20 protein-coding genes are annotated in these 23,091 nt (G+C 59.7%); 15 read left to right on the plus strand and 5 right to left on the minus strand.

Going from position 1 to position 23,091, the window contains the following annotated elements:
• Positions 1–43 precede the first annotated feature (43 nt).
• On the plus strand, positions 44–529 hold the full coding sequence (locus tag HGP17_RS01155; protein ID WP_168805183.1) for a YcgN family cysteine cluster protein: 486 nt from the start codon (positions 44–46) through the stop codon (positions 527–529).
• Here the strand turns inward: HGP17_RS01155 and HGP17_RS01160 are convergent.
• The gene (locus HGP17_RS01160; RefSeq protein ID WP_246703939.1) at positions 510–863 is read right to left on the minus strand and encodes an MmcQ/YjbR family DNA-binding protein; all 354 of its coding nucleotides are present in this window, start codon (positions 861–863) and stop codon (positions 510–512) included. The genes HGP17_RS01155 and HGP17_RS01160 overlap by 20 nt on opposite strands.
• 107 nt (positions 864–970) lie before the next feature.
• Here HGP17_RS01160 and HGP17_RS01165 point away from each other — a divergent pair, with 107 nt between their 5' ends.
• The 13 genes from HGP17_RS01165 (at position 971) to HGP17_RS01225 (ending at position 15,986) form a co-directional block, all read left to right on the plus strand.
• The gene (locus HGP17_RS01165) at positions 971–1,279 is read left to right on the plus strand and encodes a Dabb family protein (protein ID WP_168805185.1); all 309 of its coding nucleotides are present in this window, start codon (positions 971–973) and stop codon (positions 1,277–1,279) included.
• 560 nt (positions 1,280–1,839) lie between these two features.
• Positions 1,840–2,088 carry a hypothetical protein gene (locus HGP17_RS01170; RefSeq protein ID WP_168805187.1) on the plus strand — a complete coding sequence of 83 codons (249 nt, stop codon included), beginning with the start codon at positions 1,840–1,842 and terminating at the stop codon, positions 2,086–2,088.
• 135 nt (positions 2,089–2,223) lie between these two features.
• A complete protein-coding gene (locus tag HGP17_RS01175; protein ID WP_168805189.1) occupies positions 2,224–2,895 on the plus strand; it encodes a response regulator transcription factor in 672 nt (223 codons plus the stop codon).
• Complete coding sequence (locus HGP17_RS01180; protein ID WP_168805191.1) at positions 2,885–4,279, plus strand: HAMP domain-containing sensor histidine kinase; 1,395 nt, start codon at positions 2,885–2,887, stop codon at positions 4,277–4,279. The genes HGP17_RS01175 and HGP17_RS01180 overlap by 11 nt, the downstream gene beginning before the upstream one ends.
• A 91-nt stretch (positions 4,280–4,370) precedes the next feature.
• Positions 4,371–4,796, plus strand: a complete 426-nt coding sequence (locus tag HGP17_RS01185) for a hypothetical protein (protein ID WP_168805193.1) — start codon at positions 4,371–4,373, stop codon at positions 4,794–4,796.
• Between the two features lie 95 nt (positions 4,797–4,891).
• Positions 4,892–6,034, plus strand: a complete 1,143-nt coding sequence (gene ccmI / locus HGP17_RS01190) for a c-type cytochrome biogenesis protein CcmI (RefSeq protein ID WP_168805195.1) — start codon at positions 4,892–4,894, stop codon at positions 6,032–6,034.
• Positions 6,031–6,480, plus strand: coding sequence for a cytochrome c maturation protein CcmE (gene ccmE, locus HGP17_RS01195; protein ID WP_168805197.1), 450 nt, complete (start codon positions 6,031–6,033; stop codon positions 6,478–6,480). Before ccmI ends, ccmE begins: the two co-directional genes overlap by 4 nt.
• Positions 6,477–8,465, plus strand: a complete 1,989-nt coding sequence (locus HGP17_RS01200; RefSeq protein ID WP_168805199.1) for a heme lyase CcmF/NrfE family subunit — start codon at positions 6,477–6,479, stop codon at positions 8,463–8,465. The genes ccmE and HGP17_RS01200 overlap by 4 nt, the downstream gene beginning before the upstream one ends.
• Positions 8,462–8,974, plus strand: coding sequence for a cytochrome c-type biogenesis protein (locus HGP17_RS01205; RefSeq protein WP_168805201.1), 513 nt, complete (start codon positions 8,462–8,464; stop codon positions 8,972–8,974). Before HGP17_RS01200 ends, HGP17_RS01205 begins: the two co-directional genes overlap by 4 nt.
• Before the next feature lie 169 nt (positions 8,975–9,143).
• A complete protein-coding gene (locus tag HGP17_RS01210) occupies positions 9,144–10,703 on the plus strand; it encodes a Do family serine endopeptidase (protein ID WP_168805203.1) in 1,560 nt (519 codons plus the stop codon).
• A gap of 110 nt (positions 10,704–10,813) precedes the next feature.
• Positions 10,814–11,572: a response regulator transcription factor gene (locus HGP17_RS01215; RefSeq protein ID WP_168805205.1), complete on the plus strand. Its 759-nt coding sequence runs from the start codon at positions 10,814–10,816 to the stop codon at positions 11,570–11,572.
• Positions 11,569–12,984, plus strand: coding sequence for a HAMP domain-containing sensor histidine kinase (locus tag HGP17_RS01220; RefSeq protein ID WP_168805207.1), 1,416 nt, complete (start codon positions 11,569–11,571; stop codon positions 12,982–12,984). The genes HGP17_RS01215 and HGP17_RS01220 overlap by 4 nt, the downstream gene beginning before the upstream one ends.
• 41 nt (positions 12,985–13,025) lie before the next feature.
• Positions 13,026–15,986: a bifunctional [glutamine synthetase] adenylyltransferase/[glutamine synthetase]-adenylyl-L-tyrosine phosphorylase gene (locus HGP17_RS01225; RefSeq protein ID WP_168805209.1), complete on the plus strand. Its 2,961-nt coding sequence runs from the start codon at positions 13,026–13,028 to the stop codon at positions 15,984–15,986.
• Here HGP17_RS01225 and HGP17_RS01230 read toward each other — a convergent pair.
• Together HGP17_RS01230 and pepN are read right to left on the minus strand one after the other, a co-directional pair.
• Positions 15,965–18,292 carry a PAS domain-containing sensor histidine kinase gene (locus tag HGP17_RS01230; protein WP_168805211.1) on the minus strand — a complete coding sequence of 776 codons (2,328 nt, stop codon included), beginning with the start codon at positions 18,290–18,292 and terminating at the stop codon, positions 15,965–15,967. The two genes, HGP17_RS01225 and HGP17_RS01230, sit on opposite strands and share 22 nt — an antisense overlap.
• 227 nt (positions 18,293–18,519) lie before the next feature.
• Positions 18,520–21,168 carry an aminopeptidase N gene (gene pepN / locus HGP17_RS01235; protein WP_168805213.1) on the minus strand — a complete coding sequence of 883 codons (2,649 nt, stop codon included), beginning with the start codon at positions 21,166–21,168 and terminating at the stop codon, positions 18,520–18,522.
• 492 nt (positions 21,169–21,660) lie between these two features.
• Between pepN and HGP17_RS01240 the strand changes: the two genes are divergently transcribed.
• Positions 21,661–22,536, plus strand: a complete 876-nt coding sequence (locus tag HGP17_RS01240; RefSeq protein WP_168805216.1) for a hypothetical protein — start codon at positions 21,661–21,663, stop codon at positions 22,534–22,536.
• 102 nt (positions 22,537–22,638) lie between these two features.
• Here HGP17_RS01240 and HGP17_RS01245 read toward each other — a convergent pair whose 3' ends face one another.
• Positions 22,639–22,803 (minus strand): hypothetical protein, encoded by a 165-nt coding sequence (locus tag HGP17_RS01245; RefSeq protein WP_168805217.1) that lies wholly within the window; start codon positions 22,801–22,803, stop codon positions 22,639–22,641.
• 62 nt (positions 22,804–22,865) lie between these two features.
• On the minus strand, positions 22,866–23,057 hold the full coding sequence (locus tag HGP17_RS01250) for a hypothetical protein (RefSeq protein WP_168805218.1): 192 nt from the start codon (positions 23,055–23,057) through the stop codon (positions 22,866–22,868).
• Positions 23,058–23,091: the final 34 nt, after the last annotated feature.

Raw genomic sequence — 23,091 nt, forward strand, 5'->3', positions numbered from 1 at the left:
CAGCCCGCATTCCATGGCGCGGGCAGCTGGGATAATCACCGTGATGACAGACGAAACACCCTTCTGGAAAATCAAGACACTGACGGAGATGAGTCCGTCGGAATGGGAAAGCCTGTGCGATGGCTGCGGCCTCTGTTGTCTCAACAAGCTGGAAGAGTGGGATAGCGGCGACGTCTATTTCACGTCGATCCGCTGCAAGCTGATGGACGGCGAAAGCTGTCGATGCACCAGCTATCCGAACCGCTGGGATTTCGTGCCCGATTGCGTCCAGCTGACGCCTGAAAAGGTGCCGGAGCTGGAATGGTTGCCGCCGACCTGCGCCTATCGCCTCGTCAAGGATGGCCGCGATCTCTATTGGTGGCATCCGCTGATCTCAGGCGATCCTGATACCGTGCATATTGCCGGTGTGTCGGCGCGGGGCCGCACCGTCAGTGAAGAGAATGTCGATCTTGACGACTTCGAGGATTATGTCGTCGACTGGCCTCTGACCGTCGAGGACGATATGGAGCCTAATCCTCCGTCAAAGTGATGGATTTCGGCGCTACATTTCGCCAGGCACGTCGTACCAGTGTTTGGACAGCGTCTGCATGGGCATCGTGATGGAAGAGCCTGGTTGAGCCTTTAAGCCCCCAGCCGCCCGGTACGGGCTCGATGTGCTGTGGAAGGGTCGCCATGGCGAGCTGCTGTTGATCCGGCGTCAATTTCACGACGCAGAAATCGGGTCCCGGGAGCGTCATGAAGATCTTGCCGCGCACCCGAAAATCGCGGGTTCCGAAATGCGCGCCTTCCGTCGCTTCCGGCAGACTGAGGGCGAGGGTCACGAGGTCGTCGTCGGTCATGGCGATGAAGATATCACGCAACATCCAATCGTCAAAAATGACCGTTCAAAGGGCCTGCTCGCCTTTCATTGAAACGAGAGGACGCGCATGATATCGCGCGGTCCATTCGCCTATATCCAAGGAGCCGTTGCGTGATCCGCCACATCGTTTTCTTCACCGTTCCCGATCGCGCCAAGCTCGAGGAGGTCCGCTCCGGTCTGTCGATCCTCACCGCCATCCCGCACGCCCGTCTGCTGGAGATCGGTACGAATGTGAAAACCGATCAGCTCGGTACGGAGATCGATCTTGTCGTCTACGGCGAATTCGATGACGAAGCCGCCCTGGCCGCCTACAAGGCGCATCCGAATTATCAGCATTCGATCGAGCGTGTGCGCCCGTTGCGCGAAATGCGGATCGCCGCCGACTATGAAACGACGATCGCAATCCGGGAGCCGTTCTGAGACCTGAGGCCGAGGACTTGCCGCTGAAGCCATTTCAAATGATTGGGCTTTGATCTGGAATCGGATTGTCGGAGATCGGATTCTTTGCGGGAAGTTGTTGAAGCAAGATCTCAGCCAGTCGAATCTGTTTGAGAAGACATTCGGCCAAGCGATTCAAAAGACTCAAAGAAGACTGGGCGTTCTACCTGAGTAAAACACCTGATCGCCGCTTGCATCAGGCAATGACACGCTGTCATTCATCCTGTGCTCATGGGGTCGACCATACTTGAGAATGATTAAAATTAGCTGAGTCTGGACTTTGAGAGGCCATAAAGTCTCGTCCGGAAGCTGCGGGAACAGCCTTGCAAACAGAGTGGGGCCGGTGCAGTGCAAGAAGAAGTCCCACTGCCGCGATTTCCTGCGAGAGGGTTGCGATCTATACAATAAATTCAAATAGTTAAATCAGGCATTAAGCTTGTCAAACGCCCCGCAAGCCGAAAATTACAGCCCATTCATTTGCCATTCAGACGTGTTTGGGTACATATTTGCTCAAGTTAATGTCCCGATGGGAAGTCCTCAGCATGGCCACATTCTCAAGCATAGCAGCAGCGGCCCTTGTCATGGCCGGCTCGGCTGTTCTGCCGGCGCCAGCGCCGACCTTGGTGGCCCGAGCCAACAGCGACTGCAGCGAGGCTGCGGATCAGGTTGTCGAGAAGACCGGTGGGCAGCTTCTTTCCGCACAGCCGTCCGGCGATAGCTGCATCATCACGGTCCTCGTTCAAGGTAATGGGCAGCGTCCGCGCAAGGTGACGATGAAAGTGCCGATGTAATCATGGCGGCTTGAATCATAATGCGTGGCGGGTGGTCTAAAGCTTTGAATCCAACATAAATTCTTATTGTTTCCGTGATTCCACTGTAGCTCGATTTACAGTAGTGTTTCTCGAACGGGGAAATTGGGTCCAAACATGCGCATTCTCATTGTCGAAGACGATATCAACCTCAACCGCCAGCTTGCCGAGGCCTTGAAAGAGGCGGGTTATGTGGTTGATACGGCTTTTGATGGTGAGGAGGGGCATTTTCTCGGAGACACCGAACCCTACGACGCCATTATCCTCGATATCGGCCTCCCGGAGATGGATGGTATCACCGTACTGGAAAAATGGCGCGGTGCCGGCCGTGCAATGCCCGTGCTGATCCTGACGGCGCGTGACCGCTGGAGCGACAAGGTCGCCGGCATCGATGCGGGTGCGGACGATTATGTCGCCAAGCCTTTCCATGTCGAGGAAGTCCTTGCGCGTATCCGTGCACTCATTCGCCGCGCCGCAGGTCATGCATCCTCGGAAATCATCTGCGGTCCGGTACGGCTGGATACCAAAAGCTCAAAGGCGACCGTCGACGGCAAGCCGCTGAAGCTGACCTCCCACGAATACCGCCTGCTTGCCTATCTCATGCATCACAAGGGAGAGGTCGTGTCGCGCACCGAGCTGGTCGAACATATGTACGATCAGGATTTTGACCGGGATTCCAATACGATCGAAGTCTTTGTCGGCCGCCTGCGCAAAAAGATGGGTGTTGATCTGATCGAAACGGTTCGTGGCCTTGGTTACAGAATCCAAGCTCCGACCAATGCGAATTAAGTCGCTCACCGCGCGTGTCCTGCTGCTGACCACGCTCTGGTCGGCAGTGGCGCTGGTGGCGATCGGCCTTCTCATTTCCAATATTTATCGCAAGAATGCCGAACGCGGCTTTCAGGATCTGTTGCAAGCACAGCTTTCGAGTGTGGTAAATGCGGTCACAGTCAATGAACAAGGCGCGTTAACGGGCAATCCACAACTTGGCGACTTGCGCTTCGCTCAGCCAAAGACAGGCTGGTATTGGATAGTCGAGCCGCTCGGCACCTATACGTCGCCACCGCTGGTCTCGCCGTCTTTGGGCGCATCGAATCTACCGGTACTATCGGTGCTGGAGGCGCCGTTCGACAAGCTGTACAAGCGCTACTATGTCGTCGCAGATGCCTTTGGAAACCGTGTTCAGGTGGCTGAAACGGAAATTCAGTTTGACACGGATCACGCCGCGCGTTTTCGCGTCACCGGCAATGTCGCCGTCGTCGAAGATGACGTCCGCAATTTTTCCCATAGCCTCTATTTCGCACTCGTCGGCTTCGGTGTCGGCAGTCTCATCGTCAATGCGCTCGCCATTCTCTACGGCTTGAAGCCGCTCGATAAGGCCCGCGCCGCCCTGGAACGCATCCGTGCCGGCGAAAGCGAGCGCTTGCAAGGCGAGTTCCCGCGTGAAATCCTCCCGCTTGCCAACGAGGTCAACGCATTGATCGAAAGCAATCGGCGTATCGTTGAGCGCGCACGCATGCAGGTGGGCAATCTCGCACATTCGCTCAAGACGCCGATTGCTGTTTTGCTCAACGAATCCCGCGTGTTGGAGCGCTCGCATGGCGACCTCGTGAAGAACCAGGCCGAAGCCATGCAGGGGCAGGTGCAATCCTACCTCAATCGTGCCCGCATCGCCGCGCAGCGCGAATCCGTCTTGGCGCGCACCGAGGCGGAGCCCGCGCTGGAGCGGCTTGTCCGCGTCATGCGCCGCCTGAATGCCGACAAGGAATTCGAGTTGTCCGTCGCGCCTCATCTGGTGCTTGCCATGGAGCAACAGGATCTGGAGGAGACCGTCGGCAACCTCCTTGAAAATGCCGCCCGCTTCGCCACGAACAAGGTGCGAGTGGTTGCGGTCGAAGCGCAACCGGACGTGAAGGGGCTCGATACGGCACGGCGCTATTGGGCGGAACTGGTGGTTGAGGACGATGGTCCCGGGTTGGAGCCGGACCAGATCCGCGAAGCCATGAAGCGCGGTCGCAGGCTGGACGAAAGCAAGCCCGGCACGGGACTTGGCCTCTCGATCGTTACCGAGATCACCAACGAGTATCAGGGTCGTTTCGATCTGTCCCGAGGCGAGTGGGGCGGGTTGCGGGCAAGCCTAATTTTGCCGGGTTTGACGAAGGATGTTGCGTGAGGAGCGGCATGATGCCAAAAAGGCGTTGTGGGTCATGATGATGCCGCATCGCAGTACCTATGGTTTTGCTTTTTGATACTGGTTCGGTTGTATGAAGCTTCGTACCTTTTTTCTGGTTGTTCCATCTCTTTTCGCTGCGATTGCGCTTTCTGGTTGCTCGACGACGTCGGGCGGCGGCAAGAGCCTTTTCTCGGATGCCAAGCCGCCAGCATCCGCCACATTCATCAATGCGCTTGATGGCGGCATCGTCGAGAGAACAGGCATCAAGCTGACCGACAGCGACAAGCAACGCGCGCTTGAGGCCGAATATCGGGCGCTTGAAAGCTCGCCACTTGGCCAGCCCGTTGCCTGGAAGGGCAGGAATGCAAGCGGTGAAGTCGTGCCTGCAGCGCCTTACCAGGTCGGTTCGCAGAACTGCCGCCAATATACTCATACGATCACGGTGGATGGTAAGCCGACGACGGCAAGGGGTGCGGCCTGCCGTAACGACGACGGCACCTGGACGCCGCTCGACTAGCCTTCATCGCAAAAGGGCGCGGCCAAACGCCTCAAATCTTCGTCAATAAAGCTTTCGGAGTTGGAATAGACGCCCCGTTAAAGTATTGGGCGTGTATGCTGTTCTGGATTCTCGTGGCCGTAATCACGGCGGTTGTCGGTATTGTGCTGCTCTATCCTCTTCTGCGTGGTGCAAAAGAGGTGGAGGACTGTCGTTCCGGCGAGGCTGAGGTCTATCGCGACCAGTTGCGCGAATTGGACCGGGATCTGGATGGCGGGCTGATCTCCAAGGAGGAGGCCGGGTATGCCCGCGCGGAAATCGGTCGCCGTCTCATTGCCGTTTCCAAGCCCGATGCTGCCGGTGCGAAGTCGCCGGTGCGTGGCAGTTATCGCCTCTCTCAGGCTTTCATCATTGTTCTTCTGCCTGCGATAGGGCTCTGTCTCTATCTCATCAACGGCGATCCGGGGTTACCGGCTCAGCCGCTGGAAGCGCGGCTGGAAAAGCCCGGCGACGATCTTGCCATTTCCATCGTCAAGATCGAGCAGCATCTCGCCAGGAATCCGGATGACGCCAAGGGCTGGGAAGTTCTGGCGCCGATCTATGTCAAGACCAACCGCATCGGCGATGCCGAGTTGGCCTACCGAAACCTCCTCCGTTTGCAGGGACCGAATGCCGCCCGGCTGGGCGCTCTTGCCGAAGTCCTGGTGGTCAAGGCCAATGGCGTTGTGACGGCGGAAGCGCGGGATCTGCTGCAGCAATCGCTTGCGCTCGATGCCGCCAATCCGCGCACCCTTTTCTATCTCGCGCTGGCGCTGGAGCAGGAAGGCAAGACCGCAGACGCAAAGACCGCCTTCGAAGTTCTGGCGCGACAATCGCCACCCAATGCGCCGTGGCTTGCCGCAGTCGACGAGCATATCGTCAAGAACGGCGGGAAGCCGGTCGTCTCGGAAAATTCCAATACGCCCGGCAATCCGACCGCAGAAGAGGTTGCCGCGGCGAATAGCATGACCGGCGGCGATCGCCAGCAAATGATCCGTGGTATGGTCGATAGCCTTGACGCCAAGCTCAGGCAGGATCCGAATAATTTCGAGGGCTGGATGCGGTTGATCCGTTCCTATGTCGTGCTGAACGACAAGGATCGGGCCATGGACGCGTTGAAGCGCGGCCTGACCGCATTTCCGGCCAACGGAGGGGAGGGCCAGCAGCTTTTGGCGCTGGCAAAGGAATTGGGACTGCCGACGGAGGTGACGCAGCAATGACCCGCAAGCAGAAACGTCTGGCAGTCATCGCCGGCGGCATGGGTTTCATCGCCGTCGCCGTGCTGCTCGTTTTGTTCGCCTTCAGCCAGTCCGTCGCCTATTTCTACATGCCGGCGGATCTCGCCAAGACGCCCGTCAATGCCGGAACGCTGATCCGGCTTGGCGGTCTCGTGGGAGAGGGGTCGATCATCCGTGGCCAGGGCACGCAGGTGCAGTTTGCCGTGACAGACGGCACCGACACGATCAAGGTCAAGTTCGACGGCATCCTGCCCGATCTTTTCCGTGAGGGGCAGGGCGTCGTGACGGAAGGCAAATTCGAGCCCGGAAGCGACGTGTTCGTTGCGGACAGCGTGCTCGCCAAGCATGATGAACGCTACATGCCGAAGCAGGTTGCCGACAAGCTGAAAGCGGACGGTGTGTGGAAGGGCGAGGAGGCCACCCAATGATCATCGAGCTCGGACATTATGCGCTGGTCCTCGCGCTGGCGACCGCGATCATCGTCTCCATCCTCCCGATGATCGGCGCACGCCGTGGCGATGTGTCGATGATGGATATCGCGCCGATCGGTTCGGTGGTGTCGTTCATCCTCGTCGCGTTTTCATTCGGCGTCCTCACCTATGCCTATGTGGCCTCCGATTTCTCCGTGCTGAACGTCTGGGCCAATTCCCATTCGCTCATGCCGCTGATTTTCAAGATCTCCGGCGTCTGGGGCAATCACGAGGGATCGATGATGCTCTGGCTGTTGATCCTGGTCTTGTTCAGCGCGCTCGTCGCGCTCTTCGGCCGTAATCTGCCTGATGTGCTGCGTGCCAACGTGCTCGCTGTGCAGTCATGGATTTCCTCGGCCTTTCTGATCTTCATCCTTTTGACCTCCAATCCCTTCATTCGGCTCGATCCGGCGCCGGCGGAAGGCAAGGACCTCAATCCCGTCCTGCAGGATATCGGTCTCGCGATCCATCCGCCGCTACTCTATCTCGGCTACGTCGGCTTCTCGGTCTGTTTCTCCTTCGCAGTCGCCGCACTTTTGGAGGGCCGCATCGATGCCGCCTGGGCGCGCTGGGTTCGGCCGTGGACGCTTGCGGCCTGGAGCTTCCTGACGCTCGGTATCGCCATGGGTTCCTATTGGGCCTATTACGAGCTCGGCTGGGGCGGCTGGTGGTTTTGGGATCCGGTGGAAAATGCCTCCTTCATGCCATGGCTTGCCGGCACGGCCCTGTTGCATTCGGCGCTTGTCATGGAAAAGCGCGACGCACTGAAAATCTGGACCGTACTGCTCGCGATTCTGACATTTTCCCTGTCGCTCCTGGGGACCTTCCTCGTCCGATCCGGCGTGCTGACCTCCGTGCACTCCTTCGCCAGCGATCCGACGCGCGGCATCTTCATTCTCTGTATCCTGCTGCTCTTCATCGGTGGTGCGTTGGCGCTTTTTGCCTTCAGGGCGCCGAAGCTCGCAGCCGGCGGGTTGTTCGCGCCGATTTCTCGCGAGGGCGCTCTGGTTCTCAACAACCTCATTCTGACGGTTGCGTGCGGCACAGTCCTGACTGGTACGCTCTATCCACTGGCGCTGGAAACGCTGACGGGCGACAAGATCTCCGTCGGGCCGCCCTTCTTCAACATGACCTTCGGGCTGCTGATGACGCCGATCCTCATTGCGGTGCCGTTCGGCCCGCTGCTTGCGTGGAAGCGCGGCGATCTGCTCGGCGCCATGCAGCGGCTCTACGTCGTCGCCGGTCTGGCCTTCGTGGCGGGGCTTGTCCTGTTCTACATACAGCATGGCGGCCCGGTGCTGGCCGCGCTCGGGCTTGCCGCCGGTTTCTTCCTGATCTTCGGCGCGCTGGCCGATCTCTGGTATCGCGCCGGCGTTCGCAAGGTTGCGGCAAATGTCGCCTGGCGCAGACTGCGCGGCCTGCCACGCTCGGCCTTCGGCACGGCGCTGGCTCATGCCGGCCTTGGCCTCACCGTTCTTGGCATCGTTGCGGTCACGACCTTCGAGACCGAGAATATCACCAGCATGAAGCCGGGGGAGACAGCCGAACTCGGTGGCTATAGCCTGCGCTTCGACGGCATGCAGCCGCAGGTCGGGCCGAATTACACCGAGGATCGTGCCCACTTCACGGTTAGCCGTGGTGGTGTTGCCTTCGCCGAAATGTCCTCATCAAAGCGTGTCTTTACGGCAAGCCGCACGGGGACGACGGAATCCGGCATTCTGACGCTTGGACCAAACCAGCTCTATGTCTCGGTCGGCGATGCCAGCAAGGATGGCGGCATGGTCGTGCGGATCTGGTGGAAGCCGTTCATTCTCTGCATCTGGATGGGGGCGATCGTCATGGCCATCGGCGGCTTCGTTTCGCTGAGCGATCGTCGCCTGCGCGTGGGAGCGCCAAGCCGCAAGGCCAAGGCCGTTCAGCCCACACTGGAGCCGGCCGAATGACTGGAAGCGCACGGCAATGGCTCTTTCCCCTTGCGAGCGCGACGCGCCTGCTCGGCTATGTCCGCGTCTGTCTGTGCCTGGCCGCTATCCTGACGCCGTTTTCTGCTTTCGCGGTCAATCCGGATGAAATTCTGTCGGATCCGGCTCTGGAGGCGCGCGCCCGCACGATCTCAGCCGAACTACGCTGCATGGTCTGCCAGAACCAGTCAATCGATGATTCCAACGCCGATCTCGCCCGCGACCTGCGCTTGCTGGTTCGCAAACGCCTTGTCGACGGCGACAGCAATCAGCAAGTGCTCGATTACATCGTCTCGCGCTACGGCGAATTCGTGCTGTTGAAACCTCGCCTCACCGAGAAAACCTACATTCTCTGGGGTGCACCCGTCGTGCTCTTTATCCTCGGTGGAATTTCGCTTGTCGTCTACGCGCGCCGTCGCGTCGGCAAGCCCACGGGCAAATCGCTCAGCGCCGAGGAAGAAGCGCAGTTGAACGAGATTCTGGGAAAGTAACGCAACCGTTATTCCCCGCTGCCTCACTGCAAACATTTCCTTACATTACGAATTTTTCATGGGGCGGACAGTTCGCCGTAAGGTCGTGCGTCCTATATCTTTACCAACGCAAATCCCTGCCGGTTTCCGCCGGTGGAAATCTGACGAGAGAAAAGAAGGTAACTCGCATATGTTCAGGAATATCAAGGACTCCTTGACCGTCAGCACCGCTATGAAGGCTTCCGTTGTTGCGGGCCTCGCTGCAGTTGCTTTGGCCACGGGTGTTCCCGCGGAGGTCAGCCGTTCCTATGCCGATGCCGTCAACGTTCAGGCGCCGCAGGTGCCGAGCTTCGCCAACGTGGTCGATGCCGTATCGCCGGCCGTGGTGTCAGTCCGCGTCGAATCCCGCGTCAACACCGCTGCTGAAGAAGACGATTCCTTCGGCCTCGGTCGCGGTTTCGACGACCTTCCCGATGATCACCCGCTGAAGAAGTTCTTCCGCCAGTTCGAGCAGCAGCAGGGTCGCGGCCAGCAGAAGGGCCAGAACCAGCAGAAAAACTCTGAAGACAACAAGGGCCGTCTGCGTCCTGTTGCTCAAGGCTCAGGCTTCTTCGTGTCGGAAGACGGCTACATCGTCACCAACAACCACGTCGTCTCCGACGGCGCCGCCTTTGTCGTCGTTCTCAACGATGGCACCGAGCTTGACGCCAAGCTCGTCGGCAAGGATTCCCGCACCGACCTCGCAGTGCTGAAGGTCGATGGCAAGGGCAAGAAGTTCACCTATGTCGGCTGGGCCGATGACTCCAAGGTCCGCGTCGGTGATTGGGTCGTTGCCGTCGGCAACCCCTTCGGCCTCGGCGGCACGGTCACTGCCGGTATCGTTTCGGCCCGTGGTCGCGATATCCACTCCGGCCCCTATGACGATTACATCCAGATCGACGCGCCTGTGAACAAGGGTAACTCCGGTGGCCCGACCTTCAACCTCAACGGTCAGGTCGTCGGCATCAACACGGCCATCTTCTCGCAGTCGGGCGGCAGCGTCGGCATCGCCTTCGCGATCCCGGCAACCACGGCAAAGGATGTCGTGACCGATCTGATCAAGAGCGGCAGCGTTTCGCGCGGCGCTCTTGGCATCCAGATCCAGCCCGTCAGCAAGGACATTGCCGAATCCCTCGGTCTTTCCGAAGCGAGCGGCGCTCTTGTCGTCGCCCCGCAGGAAGGTTCGGCTGGACAGAAGGCCGGCATCAAGAATGGCGATGTGATTACGGCTGTTAATGGTGAGCCGGTCAAGGATCCGCGCGATCTGGCCCGTCGTATCGGCGCCATGCAGCCGGGTACGAAGGTTGACGTTTCCCTCTGGCGCAATGGCAAGTCTCAGTCGCTAAGCGTCGAGCTGGGCAGTCTGCCGGCGGATCAGAGCCAGGCATCCAACGATGACGATCAGCAGCCCGCCCAGCCGCCGCAGCCGTCCTCCGAGAAGGCGCTGGCCGATCTCGGTCTGACTGTCGGCAAGTCTGACGATGGCAAGGGTGTTGCGATCACCGCCGTCGATCCCGACTCCGATGCCGCCGACAAGGGCGTGAAGGAAGGCGAGAAGATCACCTCGGTCAACAACCAGCAGGTTTCGAGCGCCGCAGATATCGCCAAGGTCATCGAACAGGCAAAGAAGGATGGTCGCACGCGCGCGCTGTTCCAGATCGAGTCTGGTGACGGCAGCCGCTTCGTTGCTCTGCCGATCAACGCAGGCTGATCTGCTCGGCCTGGGCGACTGTAAATGCAATGGGAAGCCGCGCAGGCCACGGCTTGTGCGGCTTCCCTTTTTTAGACGTCAACGATGACTTGCTTCAAGACAGGTGAAAGATGACAACCGCTGGCCAACACGCCGTGAATTCAGCCGATTCTGGTTGTGCCGAGACACCCTCGGCAGGTAATGTCGCGCACATGAAGATTCTGATTATCGAAGACGATCTCGAGGCGGCGGCATATCTCACCAAGGCGTTTCGCGAGGCCGGCATTGTGGCCGATCACGCAAGCGACGGCGAGAGCGGCCTCTTCATGGGGACCGAGAACGCTTACGATGTCGCCATCATCGATCGCATGCTGCCGCGCCGCGATGGACTTTCCGTCATCAGCGAACTGCGCCGCAAGGGTGTCCATACGCCGGTTCTGATCCTGTCCGCCCTCGGTCAGGTCGATGATCGCGTCACGGGCCTTCGCGCCGGCGGCGATGATTATCTGCCGAAGCCCTATGCTTTCAGCGAGCTTCTGGCTCGTGTCGAAGTTCTCGGCCGCCGCAAGGGCACGCCGGAGCAGGATGTTCTGTATCGTGTCGGCGATCTCGAACTCGACCGTCTCTCCCATGAGGTGCGTCGCGGCGGCAAGGAAATCCTGCTGCAGCCGCGCGAGTTCCGCCTGCTCGAATATCTCATGAAGAATGCCGGCCAGGTCGTCACCCGCACCATGCTTCTGGAAAACGTGTGGGATTATCATTTCGACCCGCAGACCAACGTCATCGACGTTCACGTCTCGCGTCTGCGCTCCAAGATCGAGAAGGATTTCAGCCAGCCGCTGTTGAAGACTATCCGCGGTGCCGGCTACATGATCAAGGATGAGGGATGAGTCGCTTTCGCGTCCTCTTCAAGTCCACCGCAGTCCGCCTATCCGCTCTCTACATCCTTCTTTTTGCGCTTTGTGCCGCTACGCTGGTTTTCTACGTCACGGCCATGTCCGAACGGCTGTTGACGGGACAGATCCGCGACGCCGTTCAGCAGGAAGTCAGTCAGGTGAAACGCGCCTATGATATTGGCGGCTTGAACCTGCTTCTGCGAACCATGGAGCGTCGTGCGCGCCAACCCGGCGCCAATCTCTATGTCATTGCCGGGCCCTCCGGCGATATTCTGGCCGGCAACGTCGCCTCTGTGCAACCGGGTGTGCTCGGCCAGGCCGGCTGGACCGAGCTGCCTTTCACATATGAGCGATATACAGACGCCTCCAATGATCCGGAGCTGAGGCATCTGGCGATCGCCAACATCTTCCTTCTCGACAATGGCCTTCGCATTCTGATCGGTCGCGATCTCGGCGAGCCGGAGCGCTTCCGTCTGCTGGTGCGGCAGGCGCTGATGCTGGCTCTGGCAATCATGGGCCTCGGTGCGCTGGTCATCTGGTTCGGCATCGGTCGCAATGCGTTGAAGCGCATCGACCGTATGACCGGTGCCAGCCGCAAGATCATGGCAGGGGACCTATCGCAACGGCTTCCCGTCGGCGGCTCTGGCGACGAGTTCGACCGCATGTCTGCCTCTTTGAACGACATGCTGGAGCGCATCGAGAAATTGAACGAAGGTCTGCGGCAGGTCTCCGACAATATCGCCCATGACCTGAAGACGCCGCTGACACGGCTGCGCAACAAGGCTGCCGATGCGCTCGACAATGCCGACAGCGAGGGCCGTCGTGTCGCGCTGGAGGGTATCATCGGCGAGTCGGACCAGCTGATCCGCACGTTCAATGCGCTTCTGATGATCTCGCGTGTCGAGGCGGGTTCGGTTGCCGCCGAGATGACCGGCGTCGATCTGTCTTCCATCGTCGCCGATACCGCCGAGCTTTACGAGCCCGTTGCCGAGGAGGCCGGGCTGGAGTTGACTGCCGATATCGAACCGGAGGTCGAGGTTCAGGGCAATCGCGAGCTGATCGGTCAGGCGCTCTTCAATCTCATCGACAATGCGCTGAAATATGCCGCGGGAAGCCAGGGAAAGCCCGCGGTGACCTTCAAGCTGTCGCGCACGCAGGATGCCGTCATGCTCGCCGTCGCCGATCACGGCCCCGGCATTCCCGCGCACCAGCGGGCCGACGTGGTCAAGCGGTTTTTCCGTCTGGACGAGAGCCGCTCCAAGCCTGGAACCGGCCTTGGTCTGGCGCTGGTGGAAGCCGTCATGGAGCTGCATGGCGGCCGCTTGGAGCTTTCGGATAGCGATCCCGATAGTCCCACGGCAAAGGGATTAACGGTCACGATGATCTTCCCCATGCAGAAACAATAGGTTACTCCTGCACTATCCGATTGCTCCCTGGGGAGAGCTGCATGACGACGACGCAAGGTGATATGCTGCGAGATGTCCCGCCTGGACGGCTGAAGCCGCTCAATCAGGCGGAGACGAAATCCGCGCTCGCCGACCTCAAGCAGATTGCCGGATCGGAGCCAGCGATCGCTGCTCTGCTTGCCGAGGAAGGCACGCTGCGGGATTTTATCGTCGCCGCTTTGACCTTGTCTCCACATCTGCGTGAAATTGCCAACCTTGAACCGTCGCTTCTCGTCGCCGCCATCGACAAGCCGTTGTCGCCGCAGATCGAGGCGCTGGTGGAAAATGCCCGGCAAGCCTGGCTGCCGGCAGAGCAGGGGGCTTCATCGCCTTCCGAGTCCGAGGTGATGAGCCGTCTGCGCGTTGCCAAGCGTCGCGCCTCCTTTCTGATCGCGCTTGCCGATCTCGCCCGCATTTTCGACGGCCGGCTGACCACGAAATGGCTGAGTCGTCTTGCCGAGGCCTCAATTTCAGCGGCGATCGATCATCTGCTGCTGTCGTCGCATGAGGCGGGCAAAATCTCGGTTCCAGATCCTGCCGCCCCGAGCCGCAAGTCGGGTCTGATCGTGCTGGGCATGGGCAAGCTCGGCGCCGAGGAGCTGAACTACTCCTCGGATATCGATCTGGTCGTTTTTTTCGACGAGACGGCGGGTATCGTTCCCGATCCCGACGACGCGATCGACATCTTTCCACGGTTGATGCGCCGGCTAGTGCGGATCCTGCAGGAGCGTACCGCCGACGGCTATGTTTTCCGCACGGACTTGCGCCTGCGCCCCGATCCCGGTTCGACGCCGCTGGCAATCCCTGTCGATGCAGCCATGATCTACTATGAGGGCAGGGGCCAGAACTGGGAGCGCGCGGCTTTCATCAAGGCGCGGCCCGTCGGCGGCGATATCGCTGCCGGGCAGGCCTTCATCCGTGAACTCGTGCCCTTCGTCTTCCGCAAATATCTGGATTATGCGGCGATATCGGACATTCACTCCATCAAGCGACAGATCCATGCACACAAGGGGCATGGCGCAATCGCGGTCAAAGGCCACAACGTCAAGCTCGGCCGTGGTGGCATCCGCGAAATCGAATTCTTCGTGCAGACGCAGCAGCTGATTGCCGGCGGCCGTATGCCGGCGTTGCGTTGCCGTTCGACCGAGGAAACTCTCGGCCAACTCACCGACGCCAAGTGGATCGATGCGGAAACGCGCGATGAGCTGGCGGTTGCCTATTGGTTCTTGCGGGATGTGGAACACCGCATCCAGATGGTGCGCGACGAGCAAACGCATCTGCTCCCGGAAACGGATGTCGAACTGCGGCGCATCGCCTATATGATGGGCTTTGCCGATGTGCCGGCCTTCTCCGAGACACTTGTGGCCACACTGAAGACGGTGGAGCGCCGCTACGCGCGCCTGTTCGAGCAGGAAACGAAACTGTCGAGCGAGACCGGCAACCTCGTCTTTACCGGCCAGGGCGACGATCCCGACACGCTGGAAACGTTGCGTCGTCTCGGCTTCGACCGGCCCTCCGATATCGCCAACGTCATCCGCACGTGGCACTACGGCCGATATCGCGCCACGCAATCCGTCGAAGCGCGCGAGCGGCTGACAGAGCTGACGCCGGAACTGCTGCGTGTGTTCGGCGAAAGCAAGCGGGCTGACAAGGCGTTGATGCGCTTCGATAGTTTCATTTCCGGCTTGCCGGCGGGCATTCAGCTCTTCTCGCTGCTCGGCACCAATCCGGCATTGCTCTCGCTGATCGTCAACATCATGTCGTCGGCGCCACGGCTTGCCGAGATCATCGCAGCCAAGCCGCATGTCTTCGACGGCATGCTGGATCCGAGCCTGATGGCCGAACTGCCGACGCGCGATTATCTCGCCGAGCGCCTCAGAAACTTCCTCGCTCCCGCAAGGCACTATGAGGAAACACTCGATCTGCTGCGCATCTTCGCTTCCGAGCAGCGCTTTTTGATCGGTATCCGCCTTCTGACAGGCGCGATCGGCGGCACCATGGCTGCCCGCGCCTTTACCTATCTTGCCGATCTGATCGTCGAGGCGGCACTGGATGCGGTCATGAAGGAAATCCGGGCAGCGCACGGCGAATATCCTGGTGGCCGCATCGCCGTCGTCGGCATGGGCAAGCTCGGCAGTTTCGAACTTTCGGCAGGCTCCGACATCGATATCATTTTGCTCTATGACTACGACGACACGGCAGGCGAATCCTCAGGGCCGAAGCCGCTCGATGCAACACGTTATTTTACGCGCATCACCCAGCGCCTCATCGCCGCCCTCTCGGCGCCGACGGCCGAGGGCGTGCTGTATGAAGTTGACATGCGCTTGCGACCCTCAGGCAACAAGGGCCCGGTCGCCACGCGCATCAATTCCTTCGAAAAATACCAGCGCGAAGAGGCGTGGACCTGGGAGCATATGGCCCTGTCTCGCGCTCGCCTGATCCGCGGTGACGATCAGTTGACGCTGGATGCGGAGCGCATCATCGGCGAAATCCTTTCCTCGAAGCGGGATGTCGGCAAGATCGCTAAGGATGTGCATGAAATGCGCATGCTGATCGAACAGGAGAAGCCGCCCGAAAGCATCTGGGATTTGAAGCTGATCCCCGGCGGCCTGATCGATATCGAATTCATCGCGCAATATTTGCGGCTGATCGCGCCGGCTCGTGGCGTCGGGATCGATGCAAATGGCCTCAGCACGGCTGAAGCGCTGAAATTGCTTGGCGGCAGCCTGATGGATCGCAATGATCTGGATCTCTGCCTGGAGGCTCTGCAGCTCTACACGGAAGTGTCGCAGCTGATCCGCCTTTGCATCGACGGCATTTTCGATCCGAAGAATACGCCCGCCGGCCTGATCGAACTCGTCTGCCGTGCTGGTGATTGCCCTGATATCAGGACGCTGGAAGCGGAGCTGAAGCGGCTGTCTAAGGCGGTCCGGAAGATATTTCAGGCGACAGTCGGGCGCTGATCGGGAATGCGGATGGAAATGACCGTGCCGGTGCCCTCGCGGGAGCGGATGCGCATCCGCCCTTGATGCAGCGCGGTCAGCGAGCGGGAGATCGCAAGGCCAAGGCCGGAGCCTCCCTTGCTTTTCGCATATTGGCTTTGCACCTGCTCGAACGGCTGGCCAATCTTGCTGAGGGCCGATTTGGGAATGCCGATGCCGGTATCGGCGATGACGAGCATGACGGAATCGTCGACCCGGCGGGTGCGAACCGCGATGCGACCGCCGTCATTGGTAAATTTCACCGCGTTGGAAAGCAGGTTGAGCACGATCTGCTTCATGGCGCGCCGATCGGCATCGAGCTTGATATCGGCAGAGATGGACTGCTCGACGAGAATGTTCTTCTGCGCGGCGGGAACGCGGGTTAGCCGCAGGCATTCCTCGATCAATGGTGCCAGGTCGACCTGCTCGCAGTGCAGCTTGATGTGGCCCGCCTCGATCTTCGACATGTCGAGAATGTCGTTGATGACGTTCAGCAGGTGCTTGCCGCTGTCATGGATATCCCGGGCATATTCATTGTATCGCGCCGAACCGAGCGGGCCGAACATCTGGTCTTGCAGAATTTCCGAGAAGCCGAGAATGGCGTTGAGCGGCGTTCGCAGCTCGTGCGACATGTTGGCGAGGAACTCCGATTTCGCCCGGTTGGCGGCCTCGGCGCGTTCTTTTTCGGCGAGGTAGTTGGTGTTCGCGGTGGAAAGCTCCGCCTTCTGTCGTTCCAGAATTTGCCGCGATGCGGAGAGATCGTTGATCGTCGCCATCAGGCGTCGCTCGGATTCGCGCAGGCGCTCCTGGTTGCGCTTCAGCTGCGTGATGTCGGTGCCGACCGAGACGAGGCCGCCATCGCGCGTGCGGCGTTCGTTGATCTGCAACCAGCGCTCGTCGGCGAGCTGGACTTCGGTCGTCTGCGAATGGTTGGAGCGGCCAGGATCGACGATGCGACGCTCGATGACGGGGCGCGCTGCAGCGGCATTGACGACGGCACGTTCGGTGCCTGGCACCAGCACCTTGTCGGGCAGGCCGTAAGCCTGCTGGAAGTGGGCATTGCACATCACAAGCCGATCATTCTTGTCCCAGAGCACGAAGGCTTCCGAGGTGCATTCGATGGCGTCTGCGAGACGCTGATCGGCTTCCGCATAACGCTGGGCCAGCCGATGCTGCTCGGTGACGTCCATGGCAATGCCGATCATGTGCACCCGGCCGGAATTGGTGCGGATGATCTGAGCGCGGGCACGCATCCAGACGTAATGACCCTTGGCATGACGGATGCGCAGGATCTGATCCACCTGACCTGCACTGCCGCGCGAGACCGAGCGGGCCAATATGTTCAGGCTGCTATCGTCCGGGTGCATCAGCCGCGCGGCATCCGTGAAGGCAAGCGGCTTGTCGGCCGCCGGTAAGCCGAGCATGTCGTACATCGACCGCGACCAGAAGAATTTGCGGCTGGCGAAATCGAAATCCCATAGGCCGCAGCGCCCGCGCGACAGCGCCGTCTCGACGCGCATGTTGGATTCAAGGAAGATCTCGTCGGCGTCGCGTGCGCGCTTTACCTGAGTGTAGTAGGCGTAAAGAATGACCAGCAGGATGGAGGAAATGCCGGCAAAGAGCGTGACGTTGAGCGTCAGCTCGTCGCGCCAGAGCTTGTCGATCTGCTCCATCGAGGCTGCGGAGAGGACGAAATCGCCCTTGTCGCCGACGAGCGAGATCGCCGCGTAGTAGGGCGCTCCATCGATCATCGTTTCGATCACGTCGGCATGGTCGCCGAAACTCCGGATAGCCGATACTTCGGGAAAGAAATCGGAGATCAGCATGCCGATATAGGCTGAGCCGGCGGCCGACGAGCCGAAGACGCGACCGCTCGACTGGACGAGCAGAACGAACGCGCCGTTGTCGAGCCGGTCCTGTGGCAGATAGGTCGCGAGCTTACGCTCGGCAGCGCCCCGGTTGCCGGCTTGAAAAAGACTGGCGTCGTTTGAAAACGCGGCTGCCGCTGCCGCGATGGAAAGCGAGGTCGCGCGTCTTGCGGACGCTGCCATGCGGCCGTGCTCCGTCACCATCCCGAAGAAGTGCGAGGCGGCAACGACCATCAGGAAAGAGACGATCAGAACGGGAATGATGCGCTTGAGGATATGTTCGGTTTGTGGGAACCGGCGCGAGATCGTCTCGACCCGTACTCCGGTTCGATCAGTTACGCCGCTGTGCCAGGATTTCAGACCGTCGAAATTAACACGCAGCCGTCCATCGGCCGCGGTTGCCCGCCGCACGTCCACCATCGCTTTAGCCTGTCCCTCGTGTGATTCGCTGCGCCGCTCGCCCGAATCTACCCTAATGAATCATTCGCGATTCGCCTTGTCCAGAGGGCTCGGTAAAACTTTCTTAACCATATGGTATTTAAGCATATTCAATACACGCAACAGTAAGTTGCATACTGTCGGGACTCGCGGAGGCTGAAAAGGCGGTGCAAATCAGCCGCTGTGACCTGAGCCGGCTGGAGCCCAAATCACTCCTTCAGAATTCGCTCCACGATATCGCGAACATCGGTGGAAAGATTGCCGCTGCGCTCGATGCGAACGAGGGCGGAGCGTGCATGATCGGCGCGGACGTGTTCCAGCAGCCGCCAGGAGCGCATTGACGTCAGAATGCGGGCGGCAAGCTGCGGATTGCGCTGGTCGATATCGAGGATTTCATCCGCAAGGAAGTCGTAGCCGGCGCCGTCGGCGCGGCCGAAGCCGGTCGGATTGCCGAAGACGAAGGTGCCGAGCACGGCCCGCACGCGGTTCGGGTTGCTGCGCTTGAACAGCGGCGTTTCCATGAGCTGTCGGATGCGGTCGAGCGCGCCTGGTCCTGGGATTCCGGCCTGTATGGCGAACCATTTGTCGACGACAAGCGCGTTGTCGGCAAAGCGATCGCGGAAATGCTGCAACGCGGTTGCTGTCTCGGTCGTGTCGGGAAAGCGGTGAGCGAGAATGGTCAGCGCCGCGCTAAGGTCGGTCATATTGTTGGCCGCGTCGTAAGCCGCCTTGGCTCTCGTCGGCGTCTCATCGAGCTGCGAGAGATAGCTTAGGGCGGCGTTTCGAAGAGCCCTTCGGCCCGCGCTAGCCGCGTCCGGGCTAAAGAGACCTTCCGTCCGCATGCCGTCATAGAGCGCCACGAAGATATCCTTGCCGGCTTCGGCAATCTGCTTGAGGATCGCCTGACGAGCCGCATGGATGGCATCGGGATCGTTGTCGCCGCCAAGCTCACGGCCGATATCGGCCTCGCTTGGCAAGGCGAGGGCCTGTGCACGGAAAGCCGGCTCAAGCCTGTCGTCGCTGGCCGCCGCCAGCAAGGCGTCGATGAATGCGGGGTCGCAGGTGATTGCCGAACCCTGACGCGCATCGCGCGCTGCCTGCAGCAGATTGGGAAGGCCAAGGTCGATCAAAGCTTGCCAGCGAGCGAAGTGATCGGCCTCATAGCGTGCGATCAGTGCCAGGTCGCGGGCACTTTGATTGAACTGCAGATTGATCGGCGTCGAGAAGCTGCGGTTGAGCGAGAGAACCGGTCGTGATGGGATGCCGTGGAAGACGACCGTCTGCGCCTTCTGCGTGAGATGAAGCACGTCGTCGTTCAGTTCAGCGCCGCTGACGGAGGCCGGTGCGATCATGCTGCCGTCTTCCGCGAGCAGCGCCATGCGCAGCGGAATATGCATCGCTGCCTTGTTGGCCTGTCCCGGCGTTGCCGGCACCATCTGCTCGAGCGACAGCGTAAAGGTCTTGGCGTCGGCGTCATAATTGCCGGAGGCCGTCACCAGAGGCGTGCCGGCCTGGTGATACCACAGCGAAAACTGCGCGAGATCGCGACTGCTCACATCTTCGAAGCATTTGACGAAATCCTCGATCGTCACAGCCTGCCCGTCGTGCCGGTCGAAGTAGAGATCCATCCCCTTCTTGAACAGCTCGCGGCCGAGCAGCGTCGCGATCATGCGCGTGACTTCGCTGCCCTTCTCATAGACTGTCGTCGTATAGAAGTTGTTGATTTCGCGATACTTTGTCGGACGTACCGGATGGGCCAGCGGACCGCTATCCTCCGGGAACTGCTCGGATTTCAGATGGCGCACTTCGGCGATGCGCTTGACCGGGCGCGACCGCTGGTCGGCCGAAAACTCGTGATCGCGGTATACAGTCAGGCCTTCCTTGAGGCAGAGCTGGAACCAGTCGCGGCAGGTGATGCGATTGCCGGTCCAGTTGTGAAAATATTCATGCGCGATGATGGCTTCGATATTGGCATAATCGGCATCGGTCGCCGTTTCCGGGTCGGCGAGAACATACTTGTCGTTGAAGACGTTGAGACCCTTGTTCTCCATCGCCCCCATGTTGAAGTCCGACACGGCGACGATCATGAAGATATCGAGATCGTATTCGCGGCCGAACCGCTCTTCGTCCCACTTCATCGAACGCTTCAGGGCGTCCATTGCGTATGTTGCACGCGGTTCCTTGCCGTGTTCGACATAGATCTTCAGCGCAACTTCTCGGCCGGACATCGTGGTGAACGTATCTTCGACAACACCAAGATCGCCCGCAACGAGCGCGAAGAGATAGCTCGGCTTCGGATGCGGATCGAACCAGGCGGCGAAGTGCTTACCTTCGCCATAGCCGGCGCCGCCGAGGAAGTTACCGTTCGACAGGAGAAGCGGATTGCTATCCTTGTCGGCGATGATGTTGACGGTATAGGGCGCCAGAACATCCGGGCGGTCGGGGAAATAGGTAATGCGCCGGAAGCCTTCGGCCTCGCATTGCGTGCAATAGATGCCGCCGGTGCGATAAAGGCCCATCAACTGCGTGTTGGCCTCGGGGTTGATGATCGTCGTGATGGTCAGCTCGAAGGGCACGCTTTCCGGCAGGTCGCGGACGGTCAAGCCGTCGGGCGTGGCGTCGTATTGCGCGGCCGGGATTTCATTCTGGTCGAGCAGCAATCCCGAAAGAACCAGTTCATCGCCATCGAGCACGAGCGCTGCTTTCGGGTCGGTGCCTTCACGACGATGAAAGATCAGCCGCGCCTCGACCTTGGTCTCGGTGGGATGCAAATCAAAGGTAAGATCGACGCGTTCCAGAACGAAGTCGGTGGGACGATAGTCTGCCAGAGAAATGATCTGGCCGGTGTCTGTGCGCATGGTCTATCCTGATGAGGCTTATGCTGTTCGGGTGAAGTCCGAAACATGGGCTCCGGCTGAAAGTGGCGGCATCATTACATCGAAATCTGAACCAAAGTTAAAGTCATATCATTCTATAGAAATGTTTTGTTATGGCACGGCAAGTATTCGCTCGACGCTCGATCGCCTAGTTTGTGAAAGCATTCGTCACGGGTGCGTATTCGGTCAATTTCCAGTCAATTAACGTGTGAATTTAACGGCTATCCTGCTCGTCGTTTCCACGCGTGCAGCCGGATGATCATCGATCTGCTACGTCTAAAGATATGCTCTTCGATGAAAGAAACAGTTACTTAAAGTAAATTATTTGTTTAACCTCTTGCGTTAAAAGGGCAGGTGCAATCTCATAGCATGCTATGAGATGTCGGAATTATGATCGATTCCGGTGACGTTGTTCACAAAAATAAAACATCCTCCTTTTTTGATGATTGATAAGGGCACCCCAAGGAGGCCCGATTGAGCTTTTCTATCGAGCAACTTGCTCGCCATCCCAAATTCGTGACGTCTCTGCGCTTTCTGGCCGAGGCGCTGCGGAACCGTTACGATAACGGGCCGAGAATTGCGCGCATGCTTGCCTCGCATCAGCGTTGGCTTTTGACGCAGACGGCCTATGCACTTCATCTCGAGTACGATCCGGCCGTACCCGGCTCGGGGCTGACCGTCGTCGGTCTGCGCGATATGATCACGCATTACCGCATCGCCAGCCGCAATACGGTGCTGAGCTTTATCGATGAGCTGCTCACCTATCGTTTTCTGATGATAGCTAATGGCCCGACGCGGCGTCCGCGCCGCTATGTACCGGCCGAAATCAGTCACACGGCGATGTTCGGCTGGTATCTGCACAATCTGGCCGCACTCGATCTGCTCGATAATGGCGGCCGTGCGGCAGCCTTGGCCGCCGCGCCGACGCTGATGGATATCGCGCAGCCACGCATGGCCCGTCATTGCCTCGATACGGAAGTGTGGCGTGAGCCACCGGAATGTGTGGGTCTGTTTCTCTGGACGGAAGCCGGCGGCCTGGTGGTCGACTATATCATGTCGCAGTTGCAGCTGGACGACGATTCGAGCGCCCGCATCGAGGTCGGCCGGGTGGATGCCCGCGCTCTCGCCGCGCACTTCATGATATCGCGCACGCATCTGCAGCGGTTGCTGCGCAAATCCGCCGAGCGCGGCGATATCGGTTGGCATGACGAGACCAAGAAGACGCGCATGTGGATATCGCGTGATTTCCTGGAGCAGTATTGTGTCTGGCAGGCGGTGAAGCTGGCGGCGGTCGACGAAGCATTCGAGTGGGCGCAGGCGACGACTGGCCACCTCGGTCTCAAGGCATAATTCGATTTGAAAATGCCGGGTCTCAGGCCCGGCTATCGGCGTTCATCGACGCGAAAACGCAGCTAGATCAGGAAGCGCGTTTCACCCAGGGTCTCTGTTCGTTTAGAGCGGAATGCCAACAGCTGCTGCACGTGCAGGGGTCGCATCGCGGCAGTCATCGGCGCGCAGATTGCGGGCGCGCTCGAACTCCTCGGCCGCCCGTACGGCAGACCCGATATGGCCGACAGAATCGATAAGAGAGATAAGCGAACGCAAACCGGAAGACATCGTATAATTCCTGGAAGATAGTCAGTATGACTTGCATCGGCGCGTTCTCCGCGCCGGATGGGTCAATAGGCGCGGAAATCCGCAAAGAGTGCGGCCGGGCGGCCAATGCGGGCCGAAATGCCGGTGCCGCGGGCAGTCATCTGCTCATTGGCAGCGATGCCGAGATTGCGATGTCCACTGATGGCGCGCACAGGCGTGATGGCGCGGCGCAGTGTATCAAACCCGCAATGGATAGGACGAAATTGTGCGGTCATTGCCTTGGTTCCTTTCAAGATTCCTCCCAAGACA

This window comes from Rhizobium sp. P38BS-XIX (genome assembly GCF_012641435.1).
Classification (GTDB): Bacteria; Pseudomonadota; Alphaproteobacteria; order Rhizobiales; family Rhizobiaceae; genus Rhizobium.

Bases quoted from the DNA above. Each gene is read 5' to 3' on its own strand.
- HGP17_RS01155 (WP_168805183.1), top strand. From the start codon at position 44: ATGACAGACGAAACACCCTTCTGGAAAATCAAGACACTGACGGAGATG.
- HGP17_RS01160 (WP_246703939.1), bottom strand. From the start codon at position 863: ATGTTGCGTGATATCTTCATCGCCATGACCGACGACGACCTCGTGACC.
- HGP17_RS01170 (WP_168805187.1), top strand. From the start codon at position 1,840: ATGGCCACATTCTCAAGCATAGCAGCAGCGGCCCTTGTCATGGCCGGC.
- HGP17_RS01175 (WP_168805189.1), top strand. From the start codon at position 2,224: ATGCGCATTCTCATTGTCGAAGACGATATCAACCTCAACCGCCAGCTT.
- HGP17_RS01180 (WP_168805191.1), top strand. From the start codon at position 2,885: ATGCGAATTAAGTCGCTCACCGCGCGTGTCCTGCTGCTGACCACGCTC.
- HGP17_RS01185 (WP_168805193.1), top strand. From the start codon at position 4,371: ATGAAGCTTCGTACCTTTTTTCTGGTTGTTCCATCTCTTTTCGCTGCG.
- ccmI (WP_168805195.1), top strand. From the start codon at position 4,892: ATGCTGTTCTGGATTCTCGTGGCCGTAATCACGGCGGTTGTCGGTATT.
- ccmE (WP_168805197.1), top strand. From the start codon at position 6,031: ATGACCCGCAAGCAGAAACGTCTGGCAGTCATCGCCGGCGGCATGGGT.
- HGP17_RS01200 (WP_168805199.1), top strand. From the start codon at position 6,477: ATGATCATCGAGCTCGGACATTATGCGCTGGTCCTCGCGCTGGCGACC.
- HGP17_RS01205 (WP_168805201.1), top strand. From the start codon at position 8,462: ATGACTGGAAGCGCACGGCAATGGCTCTTTCCCCTTGCGAGCGCGACG.
- HGP17_RS01210 (WP_168805203.1), top strand. From the start codon at position 9,144: ATGTTCAGGAATATCAAGGACTCCTTGACCGTCAGCACCGCTATGAAG.
- HGP17_RS01215 (WP_168805205.1), top strand. From the start codon at position 10,814: ATGACAACCGCTGGCCAACACGCCGTGAATTCAGCCGATTCTGGTTGT.
- HGP17_RS01220 (WP_168805207.1), top strand. From the start codon at position 11,569: ATGAGTCGCTTTCGCGTCCTCTTCAAGTCCACCGCAGTCCGCCTATCC.
- HGP17_RS01225 (WP_168805209.1), top strand. From the start codon at position 13,026: ATGACGACGACGCAAGGTGATATGCTGCGAGATGTCCCGCCTGGACGG.
- HGP17_RS01230 (WP_168805211.1), bottom strand. From the start codon at position 18,292: ATGGTGGACGTGCGGCGGGCAACCGCGGCCGATGGACGGCTGCGTGTT.
- pepN (WP_168805213.1), bottom strand. From the start codon at position 21,168: ATGCGCACAGACACCGGCCAGATCATTTCTCTGGCAGACTATCGTCCC.
- HGP17_RS01245 (WP_168805217.1), bottom strand. From the start codon at position 22,803: ATGTCTTCCGGTTTGCGTTCGCTTATCTCTCTTATCGATTCTGTCGGC.
- HGP17_RS01250 (WP_168805218.1), bottom strand. From the start codon at position 23,057: ATGACCGCACAATTTCGTCCTATCCATTGCGGGTTTGATACACTGCGC.